Source organism: Micromonospora sp. NPDC003816 (assembly GCF_042874705.1).
GTDB lineage: Bacteria > Actinomycetota > Actinomycetes > Mycobacteriales > Micromonosporaceae > Micromonospora.
The window spans coordinates 197,629-221,360 of record NZ_JBIANP010000004.1; the positions used below are offsets into that span (position 1 = coordinate 197,629).

A 23,732-nucleotide genomic window follows, 5' to 3' on the forward strand; every position below is an offset into this window, starting at 1 on the left:
CGAAGGTGCCTCATGGTGGCACGCAGCGGAGCGGAGGGCCGGCATGAGCGAGCACCGCTTGAGCGCCGCCCCACTGCGTCTCGGTACCCGGGGCAGCAAGCTGGCGATGGCCCAGTCCGGGCAGGTCGCCGAGGCCCTGACCGCCCGTACCGGGAGGCCGGTCGAACTGGTCGAGGTGGTCACCGCCGGCGACCGGTCCAGCGCTCCGGTGCACCGGCTCGGGGTCGGCGTGTTCGTCTCCGCGCTGCGGGACGCGCTGGTCGCCGGGACGATCGACTTCGCCGTCCACTCGTACAAGGACCTGCCCACCGCCACCGCGGCCGGGCTGCACATCGCCGCGGTCCCGCCGCGGCAGGACCCGCGCGACGCGCTCATCGCCCGCGACGGGAAGACGTTGGCCGAGCTCGCCCCCGGAGCGAACGTCGGCACCGGTGCCCTGCGCCGGATCGCCCAGCTGCACGCGCTGGGTCTGCAACTGTCGGTCACCCCCATCCGGGGCAACGTCGACACCCGGCTGGCCCGGGTGCTCGGCCCGGAGGCCGACCTGGACGCCGTCGTCCTGGCCCGGGCGGGCCTCGCCCGCCTGGACCGGACCGACGTCATCACCGAGACGCTCGACCCGATGCTGATGCTGCCCGCCCCCGCGCAGGGAGCGCTGGCGGTGGAGTGCCGGGTCGACGACCCGGACCTGGTCGAACTGCTCGCCACGCTCGACGACGCACCGTCGCGCGCTGCGGTCATCGCGGAGCGGGCGATGCTGGCCACCCTGGAGGCCGGATGCTCTGCCCCGGTCGCCGCCTACGCCGAACTCGCCGAGGGCGAGACCGGTGATGAGATCTACCTGCGCGGGGCGGTGATCAGCCCGGACGGCACCCGTGACATCCGGCTGTCCCGCACCGGAACGCCCGCCGATGCGGCGGAGATCGGCAAGGCACTCGCCGCCGAACTCCTCGACCTCGGCGCCGACTCGATCCTCGGCCCGCAAGGACACGACGGCCCGGGGACCCAGCAATTTTGGGAGCACAGAATGACCCGCACCCGTAAGCCCGTAGGCCGGATCGCATTCGTCGGTGCCGGTCCCGGCGACCCGGGCCTGCTCACCCGCCGGGCGCACGACGCCCTGGTCGACGCCGACCAGGTGGTGTACGACCGGGGAGTCCCCGAGTCGCTGCTCGACGTCGTCCGGGCCGAGGCCAGGGAAGACGCCCAGTTCACCCCCGCCGAGGGCGCCCCGGGTGACGTGGCGAAGGTACTGATCTCGGCTGCCCGCTCCGGGCAGAACGCGGTGCACCTGGTGGCCGGCGACCCGTTCGGCCACGACTCGGTGGTCAAGGAGGTGCAGGCGGTGGCACGTACCGCCGCGCACTTCGAGGTGGTGCCCGGCGTCGGCCAGGCCGAGGGCGTGGCCGCGTACGCGGGTGTGCCGCTGCCCGGCGTACGCACCGCCGCCGACGTCGAGGACGTCGGCTCGCTGGACTTCGAGGCGCTGGCCGCAGCCGTGCAGCGCGGCTCGCTGGCGCTCGCGGTGGACGCCGGTGACCTGGCCGCCATCCGCGACGGGCTGCTCGCCGCCGGGGTCGACGGCACCACCGACGTCGGGGTGACCGGGGACGGCACCGGGGAGACGCAGTACACCACCACGTCGACCGTGGACTCCTTCGTCGCGGCGGCACTCGGCTTCACCGGCCGGGTCGTGCTGACCCTCGGCGAGGGCGTGGGCCAGCGCGACAAGCTGAGCTGGTGGGAGAACCGCCCGCTGTACGGCTGGAAGGTGCTGGTGCCCCGCACCAAGGAGCAGGCCGGCGCGATGAGTGCCCGGCTGCGCGCGTACGGAGCCATCCCGTGCGAGGTGCCGACGATCGCGGTGGAGCCGCCGCGTACCCCGGCGCAGATGGAGCGTGCGGTCAAGGGTCTGGTCGACGGCAGGTACGCCTGGGTCATCTTCACCTCGGTCAACGCGGTGCGCGCGGTCTGGGAGAAGTTCGCCGAGCACGGCCTGGACGCCCGGCACTTCGGTGGCGTCAAGATCGCTTGTATCGGTGAGGCCACCGCCGACGCGGTCCGTGCCTTCGGCATCCAGCCGGAGCTGATCCCCTCCGGGGAGCAGTCGTCCGAGGGGCTGCTGGCCGAGTTCTCGCCGCACGACGAGGTGCTCGACCCGGTCGGCCGGGTGCTGCTGCCGCGCGCCGACATCGCCACCGAGACGCTCGCCGCCGGGCTCACCGAGCGCGGCTGGGAGGTCGACGACGTGACCGCGTACCGGACGGTCCGGGCGGCCCCGCCGCCCGCCGAGATCCGCGACGCGATCAAGTCGGGCGGGTTCGACGCGGTGCTGTTCACCTCGTCGTCCACGGTCCGGAACCTGGTCGGCATCGCCGGCAAGCCGCACGCGCGTACCGTGGTAGCCGTCATCGGGCCCAAGACCGCGGAGACCGCGACGGAGTTCGGCCTGCGGGTCGACGTCCAGCCGCCGCACGCATCCGTGCCGGACCTGGTGGAGGCGCTCGCCGGCTACGCCGTCGAACTGCGGGAGAAGCTCGCCGCGATGCCGGCGAAGCAGCGCCGTGGCTCGAAGGTCCAGGGGCCGACCGCGCTCAGGTTCCGGTAGTAGTCGTCAGGGAGGGCACCGTGCCGTACCCCGAGAACCGCCCCCGCCGGCTGCGGCGTACCGCAGCCGTGCGGCGGCTGGTCTCCGAGACCCGTCTCGACCCGGCCGAGCTGATCGTGCCGATGTTCGTCAAGGAGGGGCTGACCGAGCCTCGGGCCATCGGTTCGCTGCCCGGCGTGCTCCAGCACTCCCGTGACTCGCTGCGCAAGGCGGCTGTCGAGGCGGTACGCGCCGGCGTCGGCGGGATCATGCTGTTCGGGGTGCCGACGTCGCGCGACGAGCGGGGGTCCGGCGGGCTCGACCCGAACGGGATCCTCAACGTCGCCATCCGGGACGTGGTCTCCGAGGTGGGTGACTCCACCGTCGTGATGAGCGACCTCTGCCTGGACGAGTTCACCTCGCACGGGCACTGCGGCCTGCTCCGGCCGGACGGATCGGTGGACAACGACGCCACGCTGGGGGCGTACGCCGAGATGGCGGTGGCCCAGGCCGACGCCGGGGCCGGCATGGTCGGCCCGTCCGGGATGATGGACGGCCAGGTCGGCGTGGCACGCCGGGCGCTCGACACGGCCGGGCACACCGACGTCGCGGTGCTGGCCTACACCGCCAAGTACGCCTCGGCGTTCTATGGTCCGTTCCGCGACGCGGTCGAGTCGGCGCTCGACGGCGACCGCCGGTCGTACCAGCAGGATCCGGCGAACCTACGCGAGTCCCTGCGTGAGGTCGAGCTGGACGTGGCCGAGGGCGCGGACATCGTGATGGTCAAGCCGGCCCTGCCCTACCTCGACGTGGTCGCCGCGGTCCGGGCCGCGGTCGACGTCCCGGTCGCCGCCTACCAGGTCTCCGGCGAGTACGCCATGGTCGAGGCCGCCGCCGCCAACGGCTGGATCGATCGCGAGAAGGTGATGCTGGAGACGCTCACCTCGATCCGCCGCGCCGGTGCGCAGATCATCCTCACCTACTGGGCCGTGGAAGCCGCCGGCCTGCTCCGCGACCGCTACTGACCCCTCCCGGCACCCGGCCCGGCCGGCACGGAGCGCCGCTGGTCGCGCTGGTCGGCACTGCTGGCCGGTCCGTCCCGGTCAAAGCTCGTCGCGCTCCGCTGTGTGGTCGGGCCCGGCTCCTGATGTCCCGGCGGTCCTGGTCGCCCCGATGTCCCGACGGTCCTGGTGGCCTGGCAGGGGCCGGCGCCGTCGTCGGTTGCGCGATGTTGATCGACGCGGCCTTCAAGATCGACCAGTGGTGTCGCGGATGTGGTGGACGTCGTGCATGTCGCGGTGTTCCCGTCGGCTCCGGGTAGCCCCTTGGCGCCCTTTGCTCTGCTTCAACCCACGCATCAGTTCCGCGCCGAATCCGTTGCGTGGGTTGAAGCAGAGCAAAGGGGCCGATGAGGTAGTCCGGGAGGGGCGGAACCGGGCGGGCTGCCGCAAGTTTTCCACAGGTTTATCCACAGGGGTTGCGGCGGGTTCTGGGGGTCGGCGAGGGTCGCCGGTATGTCTTCCATCTTCGAGCCCACAGACCGCGGCCCTACCCTCGGCGCGTTTCCCATCGCTGGTCTGGTGCGGCGTGTCCGGCGGATCGTCGGGCTCAGTCAGACGCGGATGGCCCGGTTCGCGAGGGTGGCGCCCTCCACCGTCGCCCGGGTCGAGTCCGGCACCTTGACTCCGAGTCTCGCGGTGCTGGAACGCCTGATCGGCGCCGCCGGGCTCTACCTCGTCGTGGTCGACCAGGACGGGCACGTGATCCTGCCGATGGAGGTGTGGGACGACACCCTGGACGGGGCTGGCCGCCGTTACCCGGCACATCTCGACACGATTCTCGACCCGAAGCCGGGCGAGTGGTGGGCGGACATCTACGGACTCGCCCGTCCGCCGGAGACGTTCAAGCGGTGCCGCTTCGAGCGAGAGGCCCGTCGGCGGCGCAGCCAGTGGGAGGTACGGGTGGCGAAGTACCGCAACGATCCGCCGCCCCCGGACCCCCGATCCTGGTACTACTGACCGACCGCGACCCGGCGGAGCGGCCCGAGCTTTAGCGGGCGGCGTCGAGGCGGTGCACCAACTCGGCCACGTCGACGCTGTACTCGCACCACTCCCGGTCGGGCCGGTAGCCCAGCTCCGCGTTGACCTTGAGCATGGCCTCGTTGGCCTGGGCGTTCCAGGTCTGGACCTCGGTCAGATGCGGCTCGGCCGAGCGCAACTCCAGCAGCATCCGAGCCTTGATGGCGCGGTCGATCCCGTAGCCGCGGTGCTCCTGCACCACGATCGTGTCGTACTGGTCCGCGCGGGTCGGGTGCTGCGCCGGCACGACCACCTCGGTCAGGCCCGCCACCTCGCCGGTCTTCTCGTGCAGGGCGAGCACGATGTACGGCTTCATTCCCCGCCGGTGCAGGCAGTCGAGACTGTCACGTAGCCGCTGCGGGTCGTACGAGCTGGGTCGTAGCTCGCCGTCCTCGACGTCCCGGATCTCGGCCTTGGCCCGGGCGTACGCCTCGATCAGGTCGTCCGGCGGCCCGCCGGGGTGGAACTGCACGTGGTAGCCGGCGCCGACACCGGTCGACATCTCGGCCAACTCGGTCCAGTCGACACCGGCCAGGTCGAGCACGCTCCGGGTCTCGACGTACTCCCGGCTGAAGCCCAGCGACTCGTAGAAGGCGACGGCCGGGGTGTCACCCACCACCTCGACGCCGATCGACTCGAAGCCCTCCTGGTAGACCCGACGGGAGGCGCGCAGGACCAGGTCACGGCCGAGGCCCCTGCGCCGGTGGTCGGGGTGTACCAGCACCTCCAGCACGCCGATGCTGCCGAGCAGCAACACGTGCACCTGACCCAGGATCGGGCCGGGCGTCCCGTCGGCGGCCGACTCGGCCTGGGCCACCCAGGCGATCCGTCGTTCGCCGGGCATCACCTCGGTGAGGTACTCCCGCACGGAACTCTCCCGCCATGGCGGATCCTGCGGAAGATCGACCGCCAGGACCGCGTTCAGCGTGTCCAACAGCGACGCGATCTCGGCGGACGACGCGGTCCTGGGGTCCCACTCGCGCACCATCACGCGTCTAGCTTGCCGTTAACGGCTGCCGGGGGGAAGTGTCCAGTCCTCCAATGTGCGCGGACGATCACTTCACGTGCGACTGGCCTGTCCGTACCGGTTGGCCGTTTCGAAGACGGCCTGGGCATACCGACCGACGTTGTTGTACGACAAGATGGCGTTCCACCAGTCACCCGGAACGGTGAGGTTGCGGCCCCCCTTGCAGAGGTACATTCCGGCAGCCAGCGCGGCGTCGTGGATGTTGTGCGGGTCCTTGATCCCGTCGCCGTCCGCGTCGGCGCCGTTCTCCTCCCAGGTCGTCGGGATGAACTGCATCGGTCCGACCGCTCGGTCGTAGGTGGTGTCCCGGTCCAGCTCGCCCCGGTCGGTGTCGGCGATCCGCATCCGACCGCCCTGCCCGTCCAGCGGCAGTCCGATGATCTCCGGAGTGGCCCTGCCGTCCGGCCCGAGTCGCGCGTTGTTGGCCTGCCCGTGTCGGGATTCGACGAAGCCGATCGCGGCCAGCGTGGTCCAGCTCAGGCCGCAGGCCCGGTTGGTCTCGGCGAGCACCAGCTCGGCGTAGCCGTACGCCTGCACCGCGATCGGGTCGATGCCGGTCTTGGCACCCACGTCGCCGGCCCAGCCGGCCAGAGCGTCGGAGGGGCGCCCGCGCACCGGCGCGGTACCACCCGTCGCGCCCGGGAACGGCGTCGCGCCCGGCGGCAGCGTCCCGGTGCCCGGCGGGACGGCGCCGATCGGCGGGGCCTCGGTCAGCGGTGTGATGCCGTCGGTCGTCTCCGGCCCGGCGGTCGCGTCGGCCGCCACCGGACGCGGTGCGCCGACGGTCTTCGGCACCACCAGCGCGCCGGCCGTCGCGGTCGCGATGACCAGCGCGAGCAGGAACACCCCGGGCAGGGTCAGTCGCCCGCCGGGCCGCCGCGACCAGTCCCGGGTCGCGAGGGCGGCGGCCCGTGGACCCGGCACGCGTACGGCATGCGCGAAGCGCACCCGGCGACGCCGGGCTCGCGGCGGCCGGGTACCCGTCCCGTCCCCCGCCTTCTCGTCGGTCGTCCCGGACGGGCCGACCGTGGCCGCCGCCTCACCGTCGGTCTTGGTGGGAGTCTCGGCTTTGGCCGACGGGTCCTTGGTGGCGGTCTCGGTCGTGGCCGTCGGTTCGCCGACCGCCCTGGTGGCTTCCTTGCCGTCAGCCGTGGTCGCAGGCTTGGCCTCGGCCGTGGGGTCAGCCTTCGCGTCGGCCGTGGGCTCGGGCTCGGCCGGTTGCTCGGGCGCGGGTGTGGCGGCCCTGATCGTCGGCGCGCTGGTGGCCGCGTCGGCCCCGGTGGTGGGCGACCCGTCGGCCGGTCCGCCGGAGTCCAGCCACGGTCGACGCGGCCGGGGTACCGCGCTGACCGGTCTGTCCGTAGTGGCACCGGTTTGGGCGCCCGGCGCGGCCGGTCGCAGGGGTCGAAGGGTTCTCCGCTCTTCGCCGTCTGCCACCCGTCGAGTATCACCCATGTCGCCGCCACCGTCAGGTCCGGTCGTACCCTGATGCCATGCCCCGGTACGAGTTCCGATGCCGCGCCTGTGGTGACACCTTCGAGGTCAACCGGCCGATGGCCCAGGCGGGCGAGCCCGCATCCTGCCCGAAGGGGCACTCCGACACGGTGAAGTTGTTGTCGACGGTCGCGGTCACAGGACGGGGTTCCGGTGCCTCCGGCGGCCCGCCCGCGCTCTCCGGCGGCGGCTGCTGCGGTGGCGGCTGCGGCTGTTGAACGCCGTTGGCGGCGGTGGCCGGTCGGACGTGGTCGGACCGGCCGGAGGGTCGTCGTACGTGGTGGGACGGGTGATGTCGGTCTTGCCCGGACGCCGGGTGCGATGGCACCTTGGGGCGGAGTCTCGGCCGACCGTTCTCACGATGCGTGATGATCTGGTTTCGGGAAGTATGAAGCCGAGGTCAGGGGGGAGGTTCCACGCATGCCGCCACGGATCCACCTCCCTAGTGGCTGGGTGACCTTCGTCTTCACCGACATCGAGGGCTCCACGCGACTGGCGCAGATGCTCGGCTCCGGGTATAGCCCGGTGCTGCGGGAGCATCGCCGCCTGCTGCGCCGGACGATCGCCGCGACCGAGGGCGCCGAGCTGCTGACCGAGGGCGACTCGTTCTTCCTGGCCTTCGGGGACGCCGGTGCTGCGCTGACCGCCTGCCTGACCGCGCAACGCGCGCTCGGCGAGCACGAGTGGCCGACGCCGGAGGCGGCACCCCGGGTGCGGATGGGCCTGCACACCGGGTGGGCGGAGCCGCGTGACGGCGAGTACGCCAGTCCGGAGGTGCACCGGGCCGCCCGGGTCGCCGCCGCCGCGCACGGCGGGCAGGTGCTCTGCTCCGCCGCGACCGCCCGGCACGCCGATCCGCTGCCGTTCGGCGCGTCCCTGATCGACCTGGGGCTGCACCGGTTGCGCGGTTTCGACGACCGGGAACGCCTCTTCCAACTCGTCGCGCCCGGCCTGGAGCGGCAGTTCCCGCGTCCGCGTACGGCCGACGCGGTGGCGCACAACCTGCCGATCCCGGTCACCTCGTTCGTCGGCCGGCAGGTCGAACGGGCCGAGTTGCGCGAGCTGGTGGCCGGACACCGGTTGGTCACCGTGCTCGGTGCCGGTGGTGGCGGCAAGACCCGGTTGGCCGTGGAACTCTCCATCGACCTGGTGGACGAGTACCCCGACGGAGTCTGGTTCGTCGACATCGCCTCGGTGACCGATCCGGGACTGGTGGCGTTCGCGATCGCCGCGGTGCTCGGGCTGCGTCCCGAACCGGGTCGTCCCATGGTGGACACCCTGGTCGAGTACGCGGCCGGTCGCCGGATGCTGATCGTCCTCGACACCTGCGACGTGCAGCCGACGGCCTGCGCCGAGGCGGTGTCCCGGCTGCTCTCCGGCGGCAGCGGGGTGAAGGTGCTGGCGACCACCCGGGAACCCCTGGCGTTGCCGGGCGAGGTGGTGTGGCGCATCCCGCCGCTCTCGGTCGACCCGTCACCGGACGGCACCGAGAGCGACGCGGTCGCGTTGCTGCTGGACCGGACCGCCGCCGCCCGTGGTGGACGACGTCCGGACCCGGTCGAGTCGGCGGATCTGCGCCGGGTGGTACGCCGGCTGGACGGGTTGCCGTTGGCCATCGAGCTGGCGGCCGCGCGGCTGCGGGTGCTCTCGGTCGGGCAGCTCGCCGAACGCCTCGACGACGTGCTGGGCACTCTGGACGCCGGTCGGGACGACCCGGAGCCGCCTCCGGCCGACCACGGCAACTCCGGCAACCAGCGGGACACGGTGGACCTAGTGGCGGCGGCGACCGGGACGAGTCCGCAGACCCCGGCGATGCGGGCGGTGGCGCGGTCGGCGATCGAACGTCACCTGACCATGCAGGCGACCGTGACCTGGTCGTACCGCACTCTCGGTCCCCGGGCCGCGCGGTTGCTGCGCTGGCTTGCGGTGTTCGCCGGCCCGGTCGACCTGCCCAGCGTGGAGTGGCTGCTCGACGACGACCCGCTCGACCCGCTCTCGGTGCTGGTGGACAAGTCCATGGTGCTGGCGGAGCCGCAGGCCGGCGGCTGCACGTACCGGATGCTCGACCCGATAAGGGCGTACGCGGCCCGCCGGCTCGCCGAGGCCGGTGAGGAGCGGGACGCGCGCAACCGGCACGTGAGCTGGTCGGCGCACGCCCTGGAACGGGCGCACCTGGGCCCGGACGGCCAACCGGTGACGCTGTCGCTGTACGCGCTCGATCCACTCGCCGGTGAGCTGCGGGCCGCCCTGCGCTGGTGCGCCACCGGCGGCAGTGCCCGGGCGGGCCTGCGGTTGGCCGGTGGCCTCGACCAGTGGTGGCGTGAACGCGGGTTGGCCCGGGAGGGGCGGCTGTGGCTGTTCCGGCTCTACAGCCGGATCGCCGAGACCGGGGAGGTGATCCCCGAGGCCGAGCTGGCGGCGGCGTACCACATGCACTCGCTGCACGCCGGTGGCGACGGCGAGTACGCCGAGGAGCTGCGCTACTCGCAGCGGGCCGAGGCGGCGGCACGGCAGGCCGGGGACGCCGGGCTGCTGGCCCGGGTGCTCGCCGGCCGGGCGGCGCCGCTGGTGGACATGGGGCAGTTCGCCGAGGCCGAACGGATCTGCCGGGAGGTCATCGACTGGGCCCGTGAGCAGGGGGTGGAGTCGGACGCGCTGTTCGCGGTGTTCCGGCTGGCCGAGTTGCTCTGGCGGCGGGGCGCCCTGGACGAGGCGGCCGACCTGCTCGCGGCGGCGCGACCGGTGGAGGCGGCCCGCCCGGTCGACCGGGGTCGGCGTTCGGTGGACATGCTGCTCGGCATGGTGGCGTTGGCCCGGGGCGACCTGGTGGCCGCGCACGAGCACCTGCTGGCGGCGTTGCGGTCCCGGATGAACCACGGTTTCCACGGTCGGGCCTGCGACACGCTCAACGCGATCGCGGTGCGCTGCCTCGCGGGGGGCGAACCGCTGACCTCGGCTCGGTTGTTCGGTGCGGCGCAGGCGACCCGGGCGGGGCTGCGGTCGACCACCGGCATCTACGACGGCTACTGGAACGAGCGGCAGGTGGCGCTGCGCCGGACGTTGGGCGACGTCGCCTTCGACGAGGCGTACGGTGAAGGCTCCGAACTGGGCCTGGACGAGGCCGTGGCGTTGGCACTCGGCGTCCAGCATCCCGACCTGACCGGCGAGTCGGCCCGGTTCGCGGCGCGGGCGGGCCGGGCGACGCCCCGGCAGTCGACCGCCGCCGCCGACCGGCACACCGAACACGCCTGACCGAGGGGCCCGCGTCGGACGCGGACCCCTCGGCGCGCGGGTCAGGTGCGGGCGAGGAGTTCGGCCTCGGCCTTCATCCGGGCGGCCCGGTCGATGTCGGACTGCTGGACGGAGGCGGCCGAGCCGAAGACACTCACCGCCTGGTAGTAGGTCCAGGCCAGGCTGAGGCAGGCCGGTCGGACGACCGAGTTGTACGTGGCGCAGACCCGCTTGAGGTCCTCGTAGAAGGCGCTGTCCAGGCGGGACTTGTTGGCGCTGAACTGGCCGACCGCCTTGTAGTTGCGGTAGCCGAAGTCGTGTCGGTGGCAGGAGAGGGAGAAGCGGAACCCGAGCGGGTTGTCCGGGCTGGACGAGCAGAAGTCGGTGGACCAGTCGAAGTTGTAGCCGGCCCACGGCGTCCGGTTCTGCCGGGCCGAGTTCCAGGCGTTGTAGCTGCTGGCGCTGGTCTGGGTCCAGCTCGACAGGACGGACAGCTTCTGGGCGGGCGTGACGGCCGCAGCCGCCGGGGACGCCACGGCGAGCGTGGCGGCCAGCGCGACCGCGCCGGAGGCCAGGACGGTGGTGAGACGTCTGAGCACGGGGGATACCTCCGCGGGGGTGTGCGGTGGGGGCAGTGGTTACCGGCGAGTACCCGGAGTTCGAACAGTCTCGATCAAGGTCCTGGTATCCGGGTGTAGCCACTGAGAAATATTGGTGACCGTGCTGAAACAGACGAATGCCCCGGACGTCGACGACGTCCGGGGCATTCGCGGGCCGGTCGGCCCGATTCGCCGCTCAGTGCCGGGTGGACCGGTGGGTGGTCAGTCGAAGAAGCGGGCCATGTGGGCGGGGGAGGGGCCGTCGTCGTCCACGCCCAACGGCGTGAGGTCGGCGAAGATCGAGGCGCCGTCGGTGCCGGCGTGCAACGGGTGCCAGCGCGGTGTGCCCGGTGGACGCATCGCGCAGACCCCCTTGATGGTCTGTACGTCCAGCAGTCGGACGTGGGTCGGGTCGGCGACCGCGTTCACATGCCCCCACCAGGGGCTCATCACGTGCAGGACGCCGCCGGGGCGCAGCACCCGGTGGCACTCGTCGAGCAGTGGCAGGAAGTCGATCAGGTGCTCCAGGATGTGCACCGCGAACAGGACGTCCACCGAGTCGGCGGCCAGCGGCAGCGAGCCGGAGAGGTCGGCCACCGCGTCCACGCCGGGCGCCGGATAGATGTCCAGCCCGAGGTTGCCCGGCCACTGCTTGGTGCCGCCGCAGCCGAGGTCCACCACCACCGGGTCGCGTCCGCCGACACGTACCCGGCACCAGACGCCGAAGACCCCGGCGAGTCGGCCGACCTGTTCGCGTACCAGGCGGAGCTGGGCCGGTTCGTCGACCTCGCCGGTCAGGTGGGCGACGCCCCGGTCGAAGCGGACCTCCACGGCCAGCGGTCGCAGTCTCTCGTCGTGGCGGGCCTGGTCCGCCCATGCCTCCGCGAGGAACCCGTCGACCGCCCGCAGCCGTTCGGCCGAGGGCGGGGTGTGTGCCAACGCGACCATTCGCCCACCTCCGGCCGGCGCGATACCCCGATCGCTGCCCGTTATGGGCAACTTAGCCCAGAAGGCGGCGCTCCGGTGGGCCGTCGGCCGGACCGGTGCGCCGGGAAGGGGCCGGTCAGCCCGGTGTGGCGGGCCGGGATCAGGACTCGGCGATCCGCCCGGCGTCGACCCGCAGACGGCGGTCCACGCGTACCGCGTCCAACATCCGCCGGTCGTGCGTCACCAGCAGCAACGTGCCCGGGTAGCCGGCCAGCGCCGACTCCAACTGCTCGATCGCCGGCAGGTCCAGGTGGTTGGTCGGCTCGTCGAGCACCAGCAGGTTGACCCCGCGCCCCTGCAACAGCGCCAACGCGGCCCGGGTCCGCTCGCCCGGCGAGAGCGTCGCGGCGGGGCGCAGCACGTGCTGGGCGCGCAGGCCGAACTTGGCCAGCAGCGTCCGCGCGTCGGCCGGCGACAGGTCCGGTACGGCGACCCGGAAGGCGTCCAGCAGCGGGGCGTCCCCGAGGAACGACCCGCGTGCCTGGTCCACCTCGCCGACCACCACACCCGGGCCCAGCGCGGCCTGACCGGTGTCCAGCGGCAGCCGGCCCAGCAGGGCGGCGAGCAGCGTCGACTTGCCGGAGCCGTTCGCCCCGGTGATCGCCACCCGGTCGGCCCAGTCGATCTGCAGGTGCACCGGACCGAGGGTGAAGTCGCCCCGGCGTACCACCGCGTCGCGGAGAGTGGCCACGACGGCGCCGGCACGGGGCGCGGCGGCGATCTCCATCCGCAGCTCCCACTCCTTGCGTGGCTCCTCGACCACGTCCAGCCGTTCGATCAACCGTTCGGTCTGTCGGGCCTTCGCCGCCTGCTTCTCGCTCGCCTCGGAGCGGAACTTGCGGCCGATCTTGTCGTTGTCGGTGGCCTTGCGCCGGGCGTTGCGGACACCCTTCTCCATCCAGGATCGCTGCGTGCGCGCCCGCGCCTCCAACGACGACCTGGTGTCGGCGTACTCCTCGAACTCGGCGCGTGCCTGGCGGCGCGCCACCTCCCGTTCCTCCAGGTACGCCGCGTAGCCGCCACCGAAGTGGTTGACCTGCTGCTGATGCAGGTCCAGCTCCAGCACCCGGGTCACCGTCCGGGTCAGGAACTCCCGGTCGTGGCTGACCAGCACCGTGCCGGCCCGCAACCCGGTGACGAACTGCTCCAGACGCTCCAACCCGGCCAGGTCCAGGTCGTTGGTGGGCTCGTCGAGCAGGAAGACGTCGTACCGACTGAGCAGCAGCGACGCGAGCCCGGCGCGGGCGGCCTGTCCGCCGGAGAGCCCGGTCATCTCGTGGTCGAGGTCGACGGCGAGACCCAGCTCCGCAGCGACCTCCTCGGCCCGCTCGTCCAGGTCGGCTCCGCCCAGGCCGAGCCAACTCTCCAACGCGGTGGCGTACGCGTCGTCGGCGCCCGGTGCACCGGTGGTCAGCGCCTCGGTGGCCGCGTCGAGAGCGGCCTGCGCCCGGGCCACCCCGGTCCGCCGGGCCAGGAACGCCCGGATCGTCTCGCCGGGACGGCGGTCCGGCTCCTGAGGCAGGTGCCCGACGCTCGCGCCGGGCGGACTCACCGCGACACTGCCGGCCTCCACCGGCAACAGCCCGGCGAGCGTACGCAGCAGCGTCGACTTGCCCGCCCCGTTCGGCCCGACCAGGCCGATCACGTCCCCGGGGGCGACCACCAGGTCCAGCCCGGTGAACAGCGTCCGTTCCCCGTGCCCGGCGGCCAGGTCCTTGGCGATCAACGTGGCGCTCACAAGCAGCCGAGCCTACCCGCCGGCGTGGTTGGTGTGGCCCGCCATGCCCGGAAGCGGCACACGAGGCAGACTCACGGTCGTGCAGACCACTCTGGCGATCGACTGCGGCGGTGGCGGGATCAAGGCGTCCGTCCTGGACGCCGCCGGCACCATGCGGGCCCAACCGATGCGGGTGCCCACCCCCTACCCGCTACCGCCCGAGCTGTTCGTGCGGACCCTGCGGGAACTCGGCGACCGGCTCCCCTCCGCCGACCGGGTGACCGTCGGCATGCCGGGCATGATCCGGCACGGCGTGGTGGTCACCACCCCGCACTACGTGACCCGCTCCGGCCCGCGCAGCCGGGTCGACCCGGCGCTGAACGCCCAGTGGTCCGGGTACGACGCCCGCAGCGCCCTCGCCGCCGCGTTCGAGCTGCCCACGCTGGTGCTCAACGACGCCGAGGTGCACGGTGCCGGGGTGGTCGCGGGCACCGGCTGCGAGCTGGTGCTGACCCTCGGCACCGGGCTGGGCAGCGCCCTCTTCGACGGTGGTGTGCTCGCCCCGCACCTGGAGCTGTCGCACGCCCCGGTGCGGTGGGGCACCACCTACGACACGTACGTGGGCGAGCCGGAACGCCGCCGGTTGGGCGACGCGTTCTGGTCCCGACGGATCCGGCAGGTGGTGGAGGGGCTGCGCCCGGTGTTCCGCTGGGACCGGCTCTATCTGGGCGGCGGCAACTCCCGGCTGATCCGCCCCGAGCAACTCGCCCGGATGGGCGACGACGTGGTGGTGGTGCCCAACAGCGCCGGCATCGTCGGTGGTGTCCGCGCCTGGGACCTGGTGTAAGCAGGGGTCCCCTGCTAACGCCTGCGGCATAGCAGGGGACCCCTGCTAACACGTGCAGCCGCCCCACCCCCGGCCGAAGCCGCGCGGGAACACTCGCGCGCCCGCCGGTGTTGTGCCAGCGTCAGGGCAGTGGTGCGAACTAGGGGGTGGGCAGAATGGATCTTCTGGCTGAGTACCGGCGAGCGACCCTGTTCTTCGAGTCGGGCGACCCGAGCGGAGCGGCCCGGCTGCTCGAGCCGATCGTCGAGGCCGAGCCCGACAACTCCGCCGTCCGCCAGTTGCTGGCCCGGGCGTACTTCCAGTCGGCCCAGCTCCGGCGGGCCGAGGAGCAGTTGCAGGAGTTGATCGACCGCAACCCCAGCGACCACTACGCCCACCACGTGCTGGGCCGGACGCTGGAGCGGCTGAACCGGTATACCGACGCGCTGCGGCACCTGCGCATCGCGGCGGCCATGCACTCCGCCAACGACGACTACACGACCGCGCTGCGGCGGGTCGAGACCCGGGTCGGCGGTAGCCGCTGAGGCGGCGTACGCGACACGACGACGAGAGGGCGGCCCGGACGGGCCGCCCTCTCGTCGTCTCCGGGCCCTGCCGGCGACGTGCCTACGATGGCCGCATGGGAGCCGACCGGACGGTGGACGGGGCATGAAGCTGAAGCTGGACCTGCACGAGATCTTCAACAAGGGCCACGACATCGACCGGGCACTGCGCGGGATCATGGACGAGGCGGTGGCCAAGAAGGCCACCCTCGTGGAGATCATCCCGGGCAAGGGCTCCGGTCAGCTCAAGAAGCGGGTGCTGCGCTTCCTCGACCAGAAGGACGTCAAGCAGCTCTACCACCGGGTCGAGAAGGACTCCAAGAACTTCGGCCGACTCTTCGTGCACTTCCGCTGGAAGTAGGCCAGACCCGCCGCAGCACGGGCGGCGGGACCGCGCCAGCGGGCGCCCGGCCCACCGGCCGGGCAGCCCGCTCACAGCGGATAGGTGCGGGCCACGGCGAGCATCTCGGAGCTGTGCGAGCCGGCGACACCGACGTCCGGCGGTCGGGGCCGGAAACCGGGTACCGCGTCCAGCCCGTCGCTGGCGTCCATCGCGCGGAACGCGACCTGCGGGGCCTTCGGCGCGACGGTCAGCGTGATCTCGATGCCCTCCGGCGGTGGGGCGTGGAAGACCACCCCGAAACCCCACCGGCCGTCGCGGACCTCGACCGGCACCGGCCGCCCCGCCACCTGCGCGCTGCGGACCGTCGCGGTGGAGGTGTCGACGTGCAGGGTGGTCAGGCGTACCGGGCGCTGCGGGGTGAGCCGTAGCCGCAGGGTGCGCTCGTCGGCGGTGCCGGTGTCGGCCAGCACCTCCAGTCGGGGCGCGGGCAGGGCCGCCGCCTGCGCCGGACCGGCGAGCAGTTCCTCGGCGCCGATGCCGGGGAACTCGTCGGCGATCCGGATGGTCTCGTCCACGTACTCGTCGGTCCAGGGTTGCGGGGTCGACTCGTGACTGAGCCAGCGGGCCGTGCCGGTGTCGGTGTCCAGGGCGTACATCAGGTGGGTGGGCACCGGGTGCGCGGCGTCGAAGCGGTCGGCGGCGAAGCCGGTGGCGGCGAGGACGACGGTGACCAGCGCGGCGGCCCCGGCCGGCAGGGCGCCGAGTCGGCGCGCCCGCAGCGCCACCATGCCGCGCTGGCCCCCGGCCTCCGGGTGCAGCAGGTCCACGACCGGGAGCGCGGCCAGGCCGAGCAGCACGGCGAAGAGGGCGGCCACGCCGCCCATCCCCATGCCGAGGGCCGGGAAGAGCAGCACCACGGTGGGCAACAGCACGATCACCGCCACCGCCGCGCCGAGGGTGACGGCGACCACCGGCACCGGGCCGTCGCGACGGGTGGCGACCGCGACCAGGCCGGCGAGCGCGCCTGCCAGGGCCGGCAGCGTCGCCAGGTACGCCCCGCCGGGCACCAGCACGGCGAGGAGTACGCCGAGCAGCGCCAGCCAGCCGAGCCCTCCGACGGCCAGCGCGGCGGGACCGACCCGGCGACGGGTGAGCGCGTACCAGGTGAACAGGACGGTGGTGGCGAGCGCCAGCACGGCCAGCCGGTAGAGGGTCGGCCGGTACGGGTCGAGGAGTTCGGCGTACCCGGGCTGCAGGGCGGTGATCGCCACCCAGAGCAGTTGTGCGCCGACCGGCGCGACCACGATCGGCACCAGCCCCAGGGCGAAGCCGGCGGCCAGCCGACCGGTGGTGACCCGACCTCGGCGGCGGGCCAGCCAGCCGAGGGCGACGACGGCCGCCAGCGCCAGCAGCGCCAGCGGCAGCACCAGCGTGCCGGGGTAACGGACCAGCCCGCCCGGCACCGGAAAGTAGGTGGCGTCGTGGCCGGCACGCAGGTCGCCGAGGTCGATCGCGCCGAACTCGCGGGCGAGTCCCAACGTGTTGTCGCCGTGGTGCTGGAGGCTGGCCCGGTCCATCGAGGCCGGGGTGTCCAGCGGGGTGTGATAGATCGCCCCGCCGTCCAGGTACGCCGAGTTCAGCCCGACGAACTCGGCGTCGAGGAAGGCGGTGAAGTCGGTGTCGTTGGGCAGCGCCCGGTAGACCTCCACGGCGAACGAGGTGCCCACCGGATGCGGTGCGGCCCGACCGAAGACGTCGACCAGCGCGGCGTTCCGGGGCGACGTCTCGAACATGATCACCGGCCCGGTCCGCCCGCGCGCCTCCAGGTTGAGCACCACTCCCTTGCCGGCGGCGAGCGGGTGCTCGGTGGCGAAGGCCGAGGCTCCGCAGAGGCACGCCTCCTCGGCGTCGGTGAGCACGAACACGATGTCGTTGCGCGGGGCGGGGCCGTCGGTCAGGGCCCGGGCCACCTCCAGGATGGTGGCGACACCGGCGCCGTCGTCGTTGCCGCCCGGGCCGGTCTGCACCGCGTCGTAGTGGGCGACCAGGAACACCGTGCCGGTGGAGGCGGTGCCGGGCAGCCGGGCCACCACGTTGCGTACCCGGGCCAGCGTGGCCCCGCCCGCCGCCCCGCTGAGCTGACCGGCCTCCTCGGCGACCGTGTCCTGCACCTCGGTCTGTAGGCCGAGACCGCGCAGCACCGTCTCCAGGTGGGCGCGGACCTCGTCGTTGGCCGGGCTGCCCGCGACGTGCGGCCGGCTCGCCACCTGCTGCACGTGCGGGTACGCCCGCCCGGCGCTGAACTCACCGGCCGGCGCGTCGGCCGGACGGGGTGCCGGGGGCCGGATGTCGAGCAGCGCGGCGGTGCCGACGGCGACCAGCGCGACGAGTGCCGCGAGCGCGGCCAGGGGTCGCCGGGCCGGTCGGGAGAGGGCACGGTCGGCGGCGGGGCTGGGGGGAACGCCCACGGGTGGCTCCTCGGGGGTGGGACCTGGGGGTGGACATCATCCTCCATGCCGGGCCGGGCCGCCCCCTCGTGTTGTGTGCGAACGTTGTCTAATACAGGATCAGCAGGGCACTCGGAAGGAGCCCGACATCGCCAACGACCTCCCGCCCGTGGCGGCGGTGACCCGGCCGCACCGGGGGACCGGTGTGACCGGTCCCTCCGTCGTGTCGTGGCCGTATCCGCAGGGCGGTCTCGGCGGCAATCCCAACCTGCCGCCCGGTGAGCGACTCCGGGTGCTGCTGGTCGAGGACGACGAGGCAGACGCGTTCCTCGTGGGCGAGCTGCTCGCCGAGACCAACTCGGGAATCGACCTGCTGGTCGCGACGAGCCTGCGCGAGGCCCGCAAACGCGTCGCCGGGGTCGACTGCGTCCTGCTCGACCTCGGGCTGCCCGACGCGCAGGGGCTGGACGGGCTGCGGCAGGTGCTGGAGATGTCCGGCAGCGCGGCGGTGTGCGTACTCACCGGGCGCTCGGACGAGCACCTGGGCATCGTGGCGGTCGCCGAGGGGGCACAGGACTACCTGGTCAAGGGCCAGGTCGACGGGGTGCTGCTGACCCGGGCGCTGCGGTACGCGGTGGAACGCAAGCGGGCCGACGAGAACGCCCGCCGGCTGCGCGAGGTCGAGCTGCGCCAGGCCGAGTCGGCGCGTCTGGAGCGCGGCCTGCTGCCCCAGCCGCTGATGTCGACCGACGAGATCGCGGTGCACACGTTCTACCGCCCCGGTCGGCACGCCGCCCTGATCGGCGGGGACTTCTACGACGTGGTGCAGACCCGCCCGGACCGGGTCGACCTGATCGTCGGGGACGTCTGCGGGCACGGGGTGGACGAGGCGGCGCTCGGCGTCGAACTCCGGGTGGCCTGGCGGGCGCTGGTCCTCGCCGGGGTGCCCGACGACGAGGTGCTGCCCGCGTTGGAGCAGGTGCTGATGAGCGAGCGCCGGCTCCAGGAGATCTTCGCCACGGTCGCGGCGGTCCGCCTCGACCTGGCGGCCAACCGGGCGACCGTCCGGCTGGCGGGTCATCCCCCGCCGGTGATGCTCACCGGTGGGCGGGTGGTGCCCGTACCCGCACCGGGTGGTCTGTTGCTCGGTGTACGGCCGCGCCGGCCGACTGCCTTCGACCTGGAGTTCGACACCGATGAGTGGTCCCTGTTGATGTACACCGACGGCCTGATCGAGGGCCGGGTGGGCGATGGTGACGAACGCCTCGACGTGCCCGGCCTCACCCGCCTGCTCGCCGAGCCGGACAGCCGCAAGCTCCCGCTCTCCGAGATGCCGGCCTGGCTGGTCGGTCGGGCCGAGCAGCTCAACGGTGGCCCGTTCGCGGACGACGTGGCGATGCTGCTGGTCTCCCGGGGCGGCGGCCGATGAACCTGGTGGCGAGTGCGTGGACGCTGCGTCGCCGGGTGCTGGTGATGCTCGGCGTGGTCGGCGCGATCCTGCTCAGCGTCGCGGGCGCGGAGGCGGTCGTGGCCACCAAGAACCGCGAGTACACCGACGTGCTGCTGATGCAGGTCGGACCGCTGCGGGTGCAGGGCCAGGAGATGCTCAACGCGCTTCTCGACCAGGAGACCGGGGTACGCGGTTACGCGGTCACCGGTGATCCGGAGGACCTGGGCCCGTACGAGCAGGGACTGGCGCGGGAGCAGGCGACAGCCCGGGAGATCCGGGAGCTGTCCGGCAAGTACCCGGCCATCGTGGACGACCTCGTGGTGGTCGAGCAGCAGGCACAGGAGTGGCGGCGCACCGTCGCCCAGCCGGTGATCGACACCACGAACAGCAGCGGCACGGCGGCCGGGCAGGCCCTGTTGACCGACGAGAGCCGTCAGCGGTTCGACGAGTTGCGCGCTTCGGTCGCCGCGTTGCAGGACGAGATCTTCACCGCCCGGGAGGCGACCGCCCGCGACGTCGAGCGGACCGGCAACCTGCTCGTCGTGCTGCTCATCGTCGCCGCGTTGGTGGTCGCGCTGGCCGGCATCGCGCTGCTGCTCTCGTTGGACCGGATGGTGCTGCGTCCGCTGACCACGCTGGCCGGGCAGGTCCGTCAGGTGGCCACCGGCGACTACTCGCACCGGATCACCGGTGCCGGGCCGCCGGAGTTCCAGCGTCTCGGCGAGGACGTGGACGCGATGCGCCAGAAGATCGCCGCGGACCTGGCCGAGGTACGCGAGGCGCGGGAACGGATCGAGTGGGTCAACACCCAGTTGCAGAAGCAGGCGGAGGAGCTGACCCGGTCCAACCGTGACCTGGAGCAGTTCGCCTACGTCGCCTCGCACGACCTGCAGGAGCCGCTGCGCAAGGTGGCCAGCTTCTGCCAGCTGCTCCAGCGCCGGTACGCCGGCCGCCTCGACGAGCGGGCCGACCAGTACATCGCCTTCGCCGTGGACGGCGCGCAGCGGATGCAGCGGCTGATCAACGACCTGCTGGCGTTCTCCCGGATCGGCCGGATCACCGCCGGGTTCACCGAGGTGGACCTGAACCGCCTGATGGGCGAGGTGTCGGCGCAGACCGAGCCGGCCCGCCAGTACGCCGACGCGGAGCTGACCTGGGGCGACCTGCCGGTGATCCGGGGCGAGGAGCCGCTGCTCACCAATCTGCTGGTGAACCTGGTCAGCAACTCGGTGAAGTTCCGCCGGCCGGACGTCACCCCGAAGGTGCACGTCTCGGCCCGGCTGGTCGACGACGAGTGGGAGATCACCTGCCAGGACAACGGCATCGGGATCGAGCCGGAGTTCGCCGAGAAGATCTTCGTGATCTTCCAGCGGCTGCATGCCAAGGACGCGTACCCGGGCACCGGCATCGGGCTGGCGATCGTCAAGAAGATCGTGGAGTACCACGGCGGCCGGGTCTGGGTGGACACCGACGTGCCGGAGGGCACCGCGATCCGCTTCACCCTGCCGGCGCTCCCCGCCGACATCGAGCGCGCCAGGCAGACCGCCGGTGCGGACGGATCGACCGCCGAGGCGGCGTCGGACGCGGATGGCGCCGGGCCGGACGCGGCGGAGCGGCCCGGTGACGGGCCGTCGACGGCCGGGGCCACCGGCGTCGACGCGGGGTCGTCGCGCGGTGACGGAGCCGGATCGGGTGCGGAAACCCCAGGTGACGGCGGTACGGTCGGCGAAGAGGTGGGTGCGGGGCGGCCCTCGTCCGGCGTCGCGCAGCGCACCGGCGGGTCGCCCGACGACGGCGGACCGCAGGCCCCGGACGGGGCGGCGGGCAACGGAACTGGTGGCATGAAGGAGGCGGTGAGATGACCGCGCCGGCTGACGGCAACAGCCCGATCGAGGTGCTGCTGGTCGAGGACGACCCGGGCGACGTGCTGATGACCCGGGAGGCCTTCGAGGAGCACAAGCTGCGCAACCGGCTGAGCGTGGTCTCCGACGGCGCCGAGGCGCTGGCCTACCTGCGCCGCGAGGGCGAGTACGCGGACGCGCCGATGCCCGACCTGATCCTGCTCGACCTGAACCTGCCGCGCCGGGACGGCCGGGAGGTGCTGGAGGAGATCAAGAAGGACGAGCAGCTCCGCCGCATCCCGGTCGTGGTGCTCACCACCTCGCAGGCCGACGAGGACATACTGCGCAGCTACCAGTTGCACGCCAACGCGTACGTCGCCAAGCCGGTGGACTTCGAGCGGTTCATCGCGGTGGTCCGACAGATCGACGAGTTCTTCGTCAGCGTGGTGAAGCTGCCGCCGCGTGGCTGACACCCTGGTCGACGACGTCGCCGGGTTGCTGCGGGAGACCGCCGACCGGGTGGTGCTACCGCTTTTCCGGCACCTCGACGACGCCGACGTGACCGAGAAGGCCCCCGGTGAACTGGTCACCGTCGCCGACCGCCGGTCCGAGGACATGATCAGTGCCGGGCTGCGTCGGCTACGCCCCAATTCGGTGGTGGTCGGCGAGGAGGCGGTGGCCGACGATCCGGGCCTGCTGCGGCACCTGGGTTCCTCGGGCGAGGTGTGGTTGGTGGACCCGATCGACGGCACCGCCAACTTCGCGGCCGGCAAGTCCCCGTTCGCGTTGATGGTCTCCCTGCTCACCGAGGGGCGTCCGACGGCCGCGTGGATCCTCGATCCGGTCGCCGGGACGCTGGCCACCGCGCAGGACGGCGCGGGCGCGTACGTCGACGGTGCGCCGTTGCGCCTGCCCGCCGACGCGCCACCCGTCGGTGAGCTGCGGGGGGCCGCGATGACCAAGTTCCTGCCGGGGCCGTCCCAGCGGACGGTCGTGGCCGGCAGTTCCCGGATCGGCGAGTTGCTGCCCGGCCAGCACTGCGCCGGCCGCGAGTATCTCGACGTGCTCACCGGGCGGCAGCAGTTCGTGCTGTTCTGGCGCACCCTGCCCTGGGACCACGGCCCCGGCACGCTGCTGGTCCGGGCGGCCGGTGGGGTGGCCCGTCGTCTCGACGGCACCGACTACCACCCGGCCGACACCGAGCCGGGTCTGCTGGTGGCCGCCAGCGACAAGGTGTGGACCGAGGTGCACAACACGCTCCTGGCACCCTGACCGCTGGCATCGGGAGATCCACGACCGCTCGCACGCCGTGACCGACGTGAATGCGAGTGCGCTGGGTGAGGGCGTGGTGTCGGTGTGTCGACGGTGCGGCCGGTGCGGGGTTCGGGGGCGTGGTTCTGCGGGTCCGGTCCGGTATCCTGACCGGCGGTCTTCGCCAGCAGGCCGCCGACCGGCGTCGGCGGCGGCCGACGCCGCGCAGCGCCCCATCGGGGGCCGGCGGCCGACGGAAGGATGCTTTCGTGCGCAGGTCCATGCCCATCGGGCGGCGGGCTCTCCGGCCGCTGGTCGCCCTGCTCGCCGCGGTGGCGCTGCTGTTCGGCCTCGGGGCCGTCCCGGCGTACGCCGAGCCCAACGAGGGGGGCAGCAAGAAGCTGCGGGACGCCCTGGAGTCGACCGCCAAGGCGCACATCGAGGCCAAGCGGAAGCTTCAGGGCTCGGAGAAGCGGCAGAAGGAGATGGCCGCGCAGTTGGCCGACGTGGAGGGCCGGCTCGGCGAGCTGACCGATCTGGTCGGCGAGGTGGCCGCGCAGTCCTACCGGGTCGGCCGGCTGAGCGCGGCGGCCGCGTTGCTGGACAGCGGCACCCCGGAGGCCTTCGTGCAGCGGGCCGCCAGCCTGGACATGATGGCCCAGCGGGACGGTCGCCGGGTGCGCGAGCTGACCGCGGCCCGCGAGGAGGCCCGGCAGGCGAAGCTCGCGATCAACGCCGAGGTGCGCGAGCAGCGCAAGCAGCTCGCCGTCATGGCGAAGAAGAAGAAGGAGGCCGAGACGGCCCTGGCCGCCGTCAGCTCGGGCGGCAGTGGCGGTTTCAGCGGCGGCAACTCCAGCTCGGCCAGCCCGGCACCGCGCAACTCCGACGGCTCCTGGCCCGGTGAGTCGTGCTCGGTGAACGACCCGACGACCTCCGGCTGCATCACTGCGCGCACGCTGCACATGCTCAACCAAACCAAGGCGGCCGGTTACAAGCGGCACGTCTCCTGTTACCGCAGCGGCGGCTCGGGTGAGCACCCGAAGGGCCGGGCCTGCGACTTCTCGGCCGCCACGAACGGGTTCGAGGACCGCACGGCCACCGGCGGCGACAAGTCGTACGGGGACAGCCTGGCCGCCTGGCACGTCCGCAACGCCGACCGGCTCGGTGTGCTCTACGTGATCTGGTACCGACAGATCTGGCACCCGGGGACCGGCTGGCGGGCGTACGGCGGCAGTGGCAGTCCGGCCGCGGATCACACGAACCATGTTCACACTTCGATGTACTGACCCGG

19 protein-coding genes and 1 pseudogene are annotated in these 23,732 nt (G+C 72.9%); 14 read left to right on the forward strand and 6 right to left on the reverse strand.

Translation table 11 applies throughout. The features are described 5' to 3' along the window. Positions 1-43 precede the first annotated feature (43 nt). The 4 genes and pseudogenes from hemC to ACFYTT_RS16595 form a co-directional block, all read left to right on the forward strand. Positions 44-1,015: pseudogene (hemC, locus tag ACFYTT_RS16580) on the forward strand (hydroxymethylbilane synthase); the annotation flags it as partial. A gap of 12 nt (positions 1,016-1,027) precedes the next feature. Further along, positions 1,028-2,608, forward strand: a complete 1,581-nt coding sequence (locus ACFYTT_RS16585) for a uroporphyrinogen-III synthase (protein ID WP_176095283.1) — start codon at positions 1,028-1,030, stop codon at positions 2,606-2,608. A 20-nt stretch (positions 2,609-2,628) separates the two neighbouring features. After that, positions 2,629-3,612: a porphobilinogen synthase gene (gene hemB / locus ACFYTT_RS16590; RefSeq protein ID WP_387260062.1), complete on the forward strand. Its 984-nt coding sequence runs from the start codon at positions 2,629-2,631 to the stop codon at positions 3,610-3,612. A gap of 555 nt (positions 3,613-4,167) precedes the next feature. Continuing rightward, on the forward strand, positions 4,168-4,605 hold the full coding sequence (locus tag ACFYTT_RS16595; protein ID WP_254876982.1) for a helix-turn-helix transcriptional regulator: 438 nt from the start codon (positions 4,168-4,170) through the stop codon (positions 4,603-4,605). 31 nt (positions 4,606-4,636) lie between these two features. Here ACFYTT_RS16595 and ACFYTT_RS16600 read toward each other — a convergent pair whose 3' ends face one another. Together ACFYTT_RS16600 and ACFYTT_RS16605 are read right to left on the reverse strand one after the other, a co-directional pair. Then, the gene (locus ACFYTT_RS16600) at positions 4,637-5,653 is read right to left on the reverse strand and encodes a GNAT family N-acetyltransferase (protein ID WP_176096019.1); all 1,017 of its coding nucleotides are present in this window, start codon (positions 5,651-5,653) and stop codon (positions 4,637-4,639) included. Positions 5,654-5,725: 72 nt separating this feature from the next. Next, on the reverse strand, positions 5,726-7,129 hold the full coding sequence (locus ACFYTT_RS16605; protein ID WP_387260066.1) for a lytic murein transglycosylase: 1,404 nt from the start codon (positions 7,127-7,129) through the stop codon (positions 5,726-5,728). 56 nt (positions 7,130-7,185) lie between these two features. Here ACFYTT_RS16605 and ACFYTT_RS16610 point away from each other — a divergent pair, with 56 nt between their 5' ends. After that, positions 7,186-7,404 (forward strand): zinc ribbon domain-containing protein, encoded by a 219-nt coding sequence (locus ACFYTT_RS16610; RefSeq protein ID WP_131051875.1) that lies wholly within the window; start codon positions 7,186-7,188, stop codon positions 7,402-7,404. A 202-nt stretch (positions 7,405-7,606) separates the two neighbouring features. After that, positions 7,607-10,438, forward strand: coding sequence for an ATP-binding protein (locus ACFYTT_RS16615; protein WP_387260070.1), 2,832 nt, complete (start codon positions 7,607-7,609; stop codon positions 10,436-10,438). A 41-nt stretch (positions 10,439-10,479) separates the two neighbouring features. Here ACFYTT_RS16615 and ACFYTT_RS16620 read toward each other — a convergent pair whose 3' ends face one another. The 3 genes from ACFYTT_RS16620 to ACFYTT_RS16630 form a co-directional block, all read right to left on the reverse strand. After that, positions 10,480-11,016 (reverse strand): phospholipase, encoded by a 537-nt coding sequence (locus ACFYTT_RS16620; RefSeq protein ID WP_387260073.1) that lies wholly within the window; start codon positions 11,014-11,016, stop codon positions 10,480-10,482. A gap of 222 nt (positions 11,017-11,238) precedes the next feature. Then, the gene (locus ACFYTT_RS16625; RefSeq protein WP_176095280.1) at positions 11,239-11,964 is read right to left on the reverse strand and encodes a methyltransferase domain-containing protein; all 726 of its coding nucleotides are present in this window, start codon (positions 11,962-11,964) and stop codon (positions 11,239-11,241) included. A 139-nt stretch (positions 11,965-12,103) separates the two neighbouring features. Continuing rightward, positions 12,104-13,741: an ABC-F family ATP-binding cassette domain-containing protein gene (locus ACFYTT_RS16630; protein WP_387260077.1), complete on the reverse strand. Its 1,638-nt coding sequence runs from the start codon at positions 13,739-13,741 to the stop codon at positions 12,104-12,106. A gap of 79 nt (positions 13,742-13,820) precedes the next feature. On the opposite strand from ACFYTT_RS16630, the gene ACFYTT_RS16635 reads away from it, so the two are divergent. From ACFYTT_RS16635 to ACFYTT_RS16645, 3 genes are all read left to right on the forward strand, one after another. Then, the gene (locus tag ACFYTT_RS16635) at positions 13,821-14,567 is read left to right on the forward strand and encodes an ROK family protein (RefSeq protein ID WP_176095279.1); all 747 of its coding nucleotides are present in this window, start codon (positions 13,821-13,823) and stop codon (positions 14,565-14,567) included. A gap of 155 nt (positions 14,568-14,722) precedes the next feature. Beyond that, entirely contained in the window at positions 14,723-15,091 is a 369-nt protein-coding gene (locus ACFYTT_RS16640; RefSeq protein WP_117226333.1) for a M48 family metallopeptidase, read from the forward strand. 124 nt (positions 15,092-15,215) lie between these two features. Further along, on the forward strand, positions 15,216-15,470 hold the full coding sequence (locus ACFYTT_RS16645) for a Smr/MutS family protein (protein WP_030329768.1): 255 nt from the start codon (positions 15,216-15,218) through the stop codon (positions 15,468-15,470). A gap of 71 nt (positions 15,471-15,541) precedes the next feature. Here ACFYTT_RS16645 and ACFYTT_RS16650 read toward each other — a convergent pair whose 3' ends face one another. After that, positions 15,542-17,920, reverse strand: coding sequence for a M28 family peptidase (locus tag ACFYTT_RS16650; RefSeq protein WP_387260080.1), 2,379 nt, complete (start codon positions 17,918-17,920; stop codon positions 15,542-15,544). Between the two features lie 202 nt (positions 17,921-18,122). Here ACFYTT_RS16650 and ACFYTT_RS16655 point away from each other — a divergent pair, with 202 nt between their 5' ends. The 5 genes from ACFYTT_RS16655 to ACFYTT_RS16675 all read left to right on the forward strand — a co-directional run bounded on the left by ACFYTT_RS16655 (position 18,123) and on the right by ACFYTT_RS16675 (position 23,727). Next, positions 18,123-19,328: a PP2C family protein-serine/threonine phosphatase gene (locus ACFYTT_RS16655; RefSeq protein WP_131055480.1), complete on the forward strand. Its 1,206-nt coding sequence runs from the start codon at positions 18,123-18,125 to the stop codon at positions 19,326-19,328. Next, a complete protein-coding gene (locus ACFYTT_RS16660; protein ID WP_131055474.1) occupies positions 19,325-21,211 on the forward strand; it encodes an ATP-binding protein in 1,887 nt (628 codons plus the stop codon). Before ACFYTT_RS16655 ends, ACFYTT_RS16660 begins: the two co-directional genes overlap by 4 nt. Then, positions 21,208-21,660: a response regulator gene (locus ACFYTT_RS16665; RefSeq protein WP_131055476.1), complete on the forward strand. Its 453-nt coding sequence runs from the start codon at positions 21,208-21,210 to the stop codon at positions 21,658-21,660. The genes ACFYTT_RS16660 and ACFYTT_RS16665 overlap by 4 nt, the downstream gene beginning before the upstream one ends. Beyond that, positions 21,653-22,462 (forward strand): inositol monophosphatase family protein, encoded by an 810-nt coding sequence (locus ACFYTT_RS16670; RefSeq protein ID WP_176095276.1) that lies wholly within the window; start codon positions 21,653-21,655, stop codon positions 22,460-22,462. Before ACFYTT_RS16665 ends, ACFYTT_RS16670 begins: the two co-directional genes overlap by 8 nt. Before the next feature lie 260 nt (positions 22,463-22,722). Then, complete coding sequence (locus ACFYTT_RS16675) at positions 22,723-23,727, forward strand: coiled-coil domain-containing protein (protein WP_387260456.1); 1,005 nt, start codon at positions 22,723-22,725, stop codon at positions 23,725-23,727. The last annotated feature ends 5 nt before the right edge of the window (positions 23,728-23,732 follow it).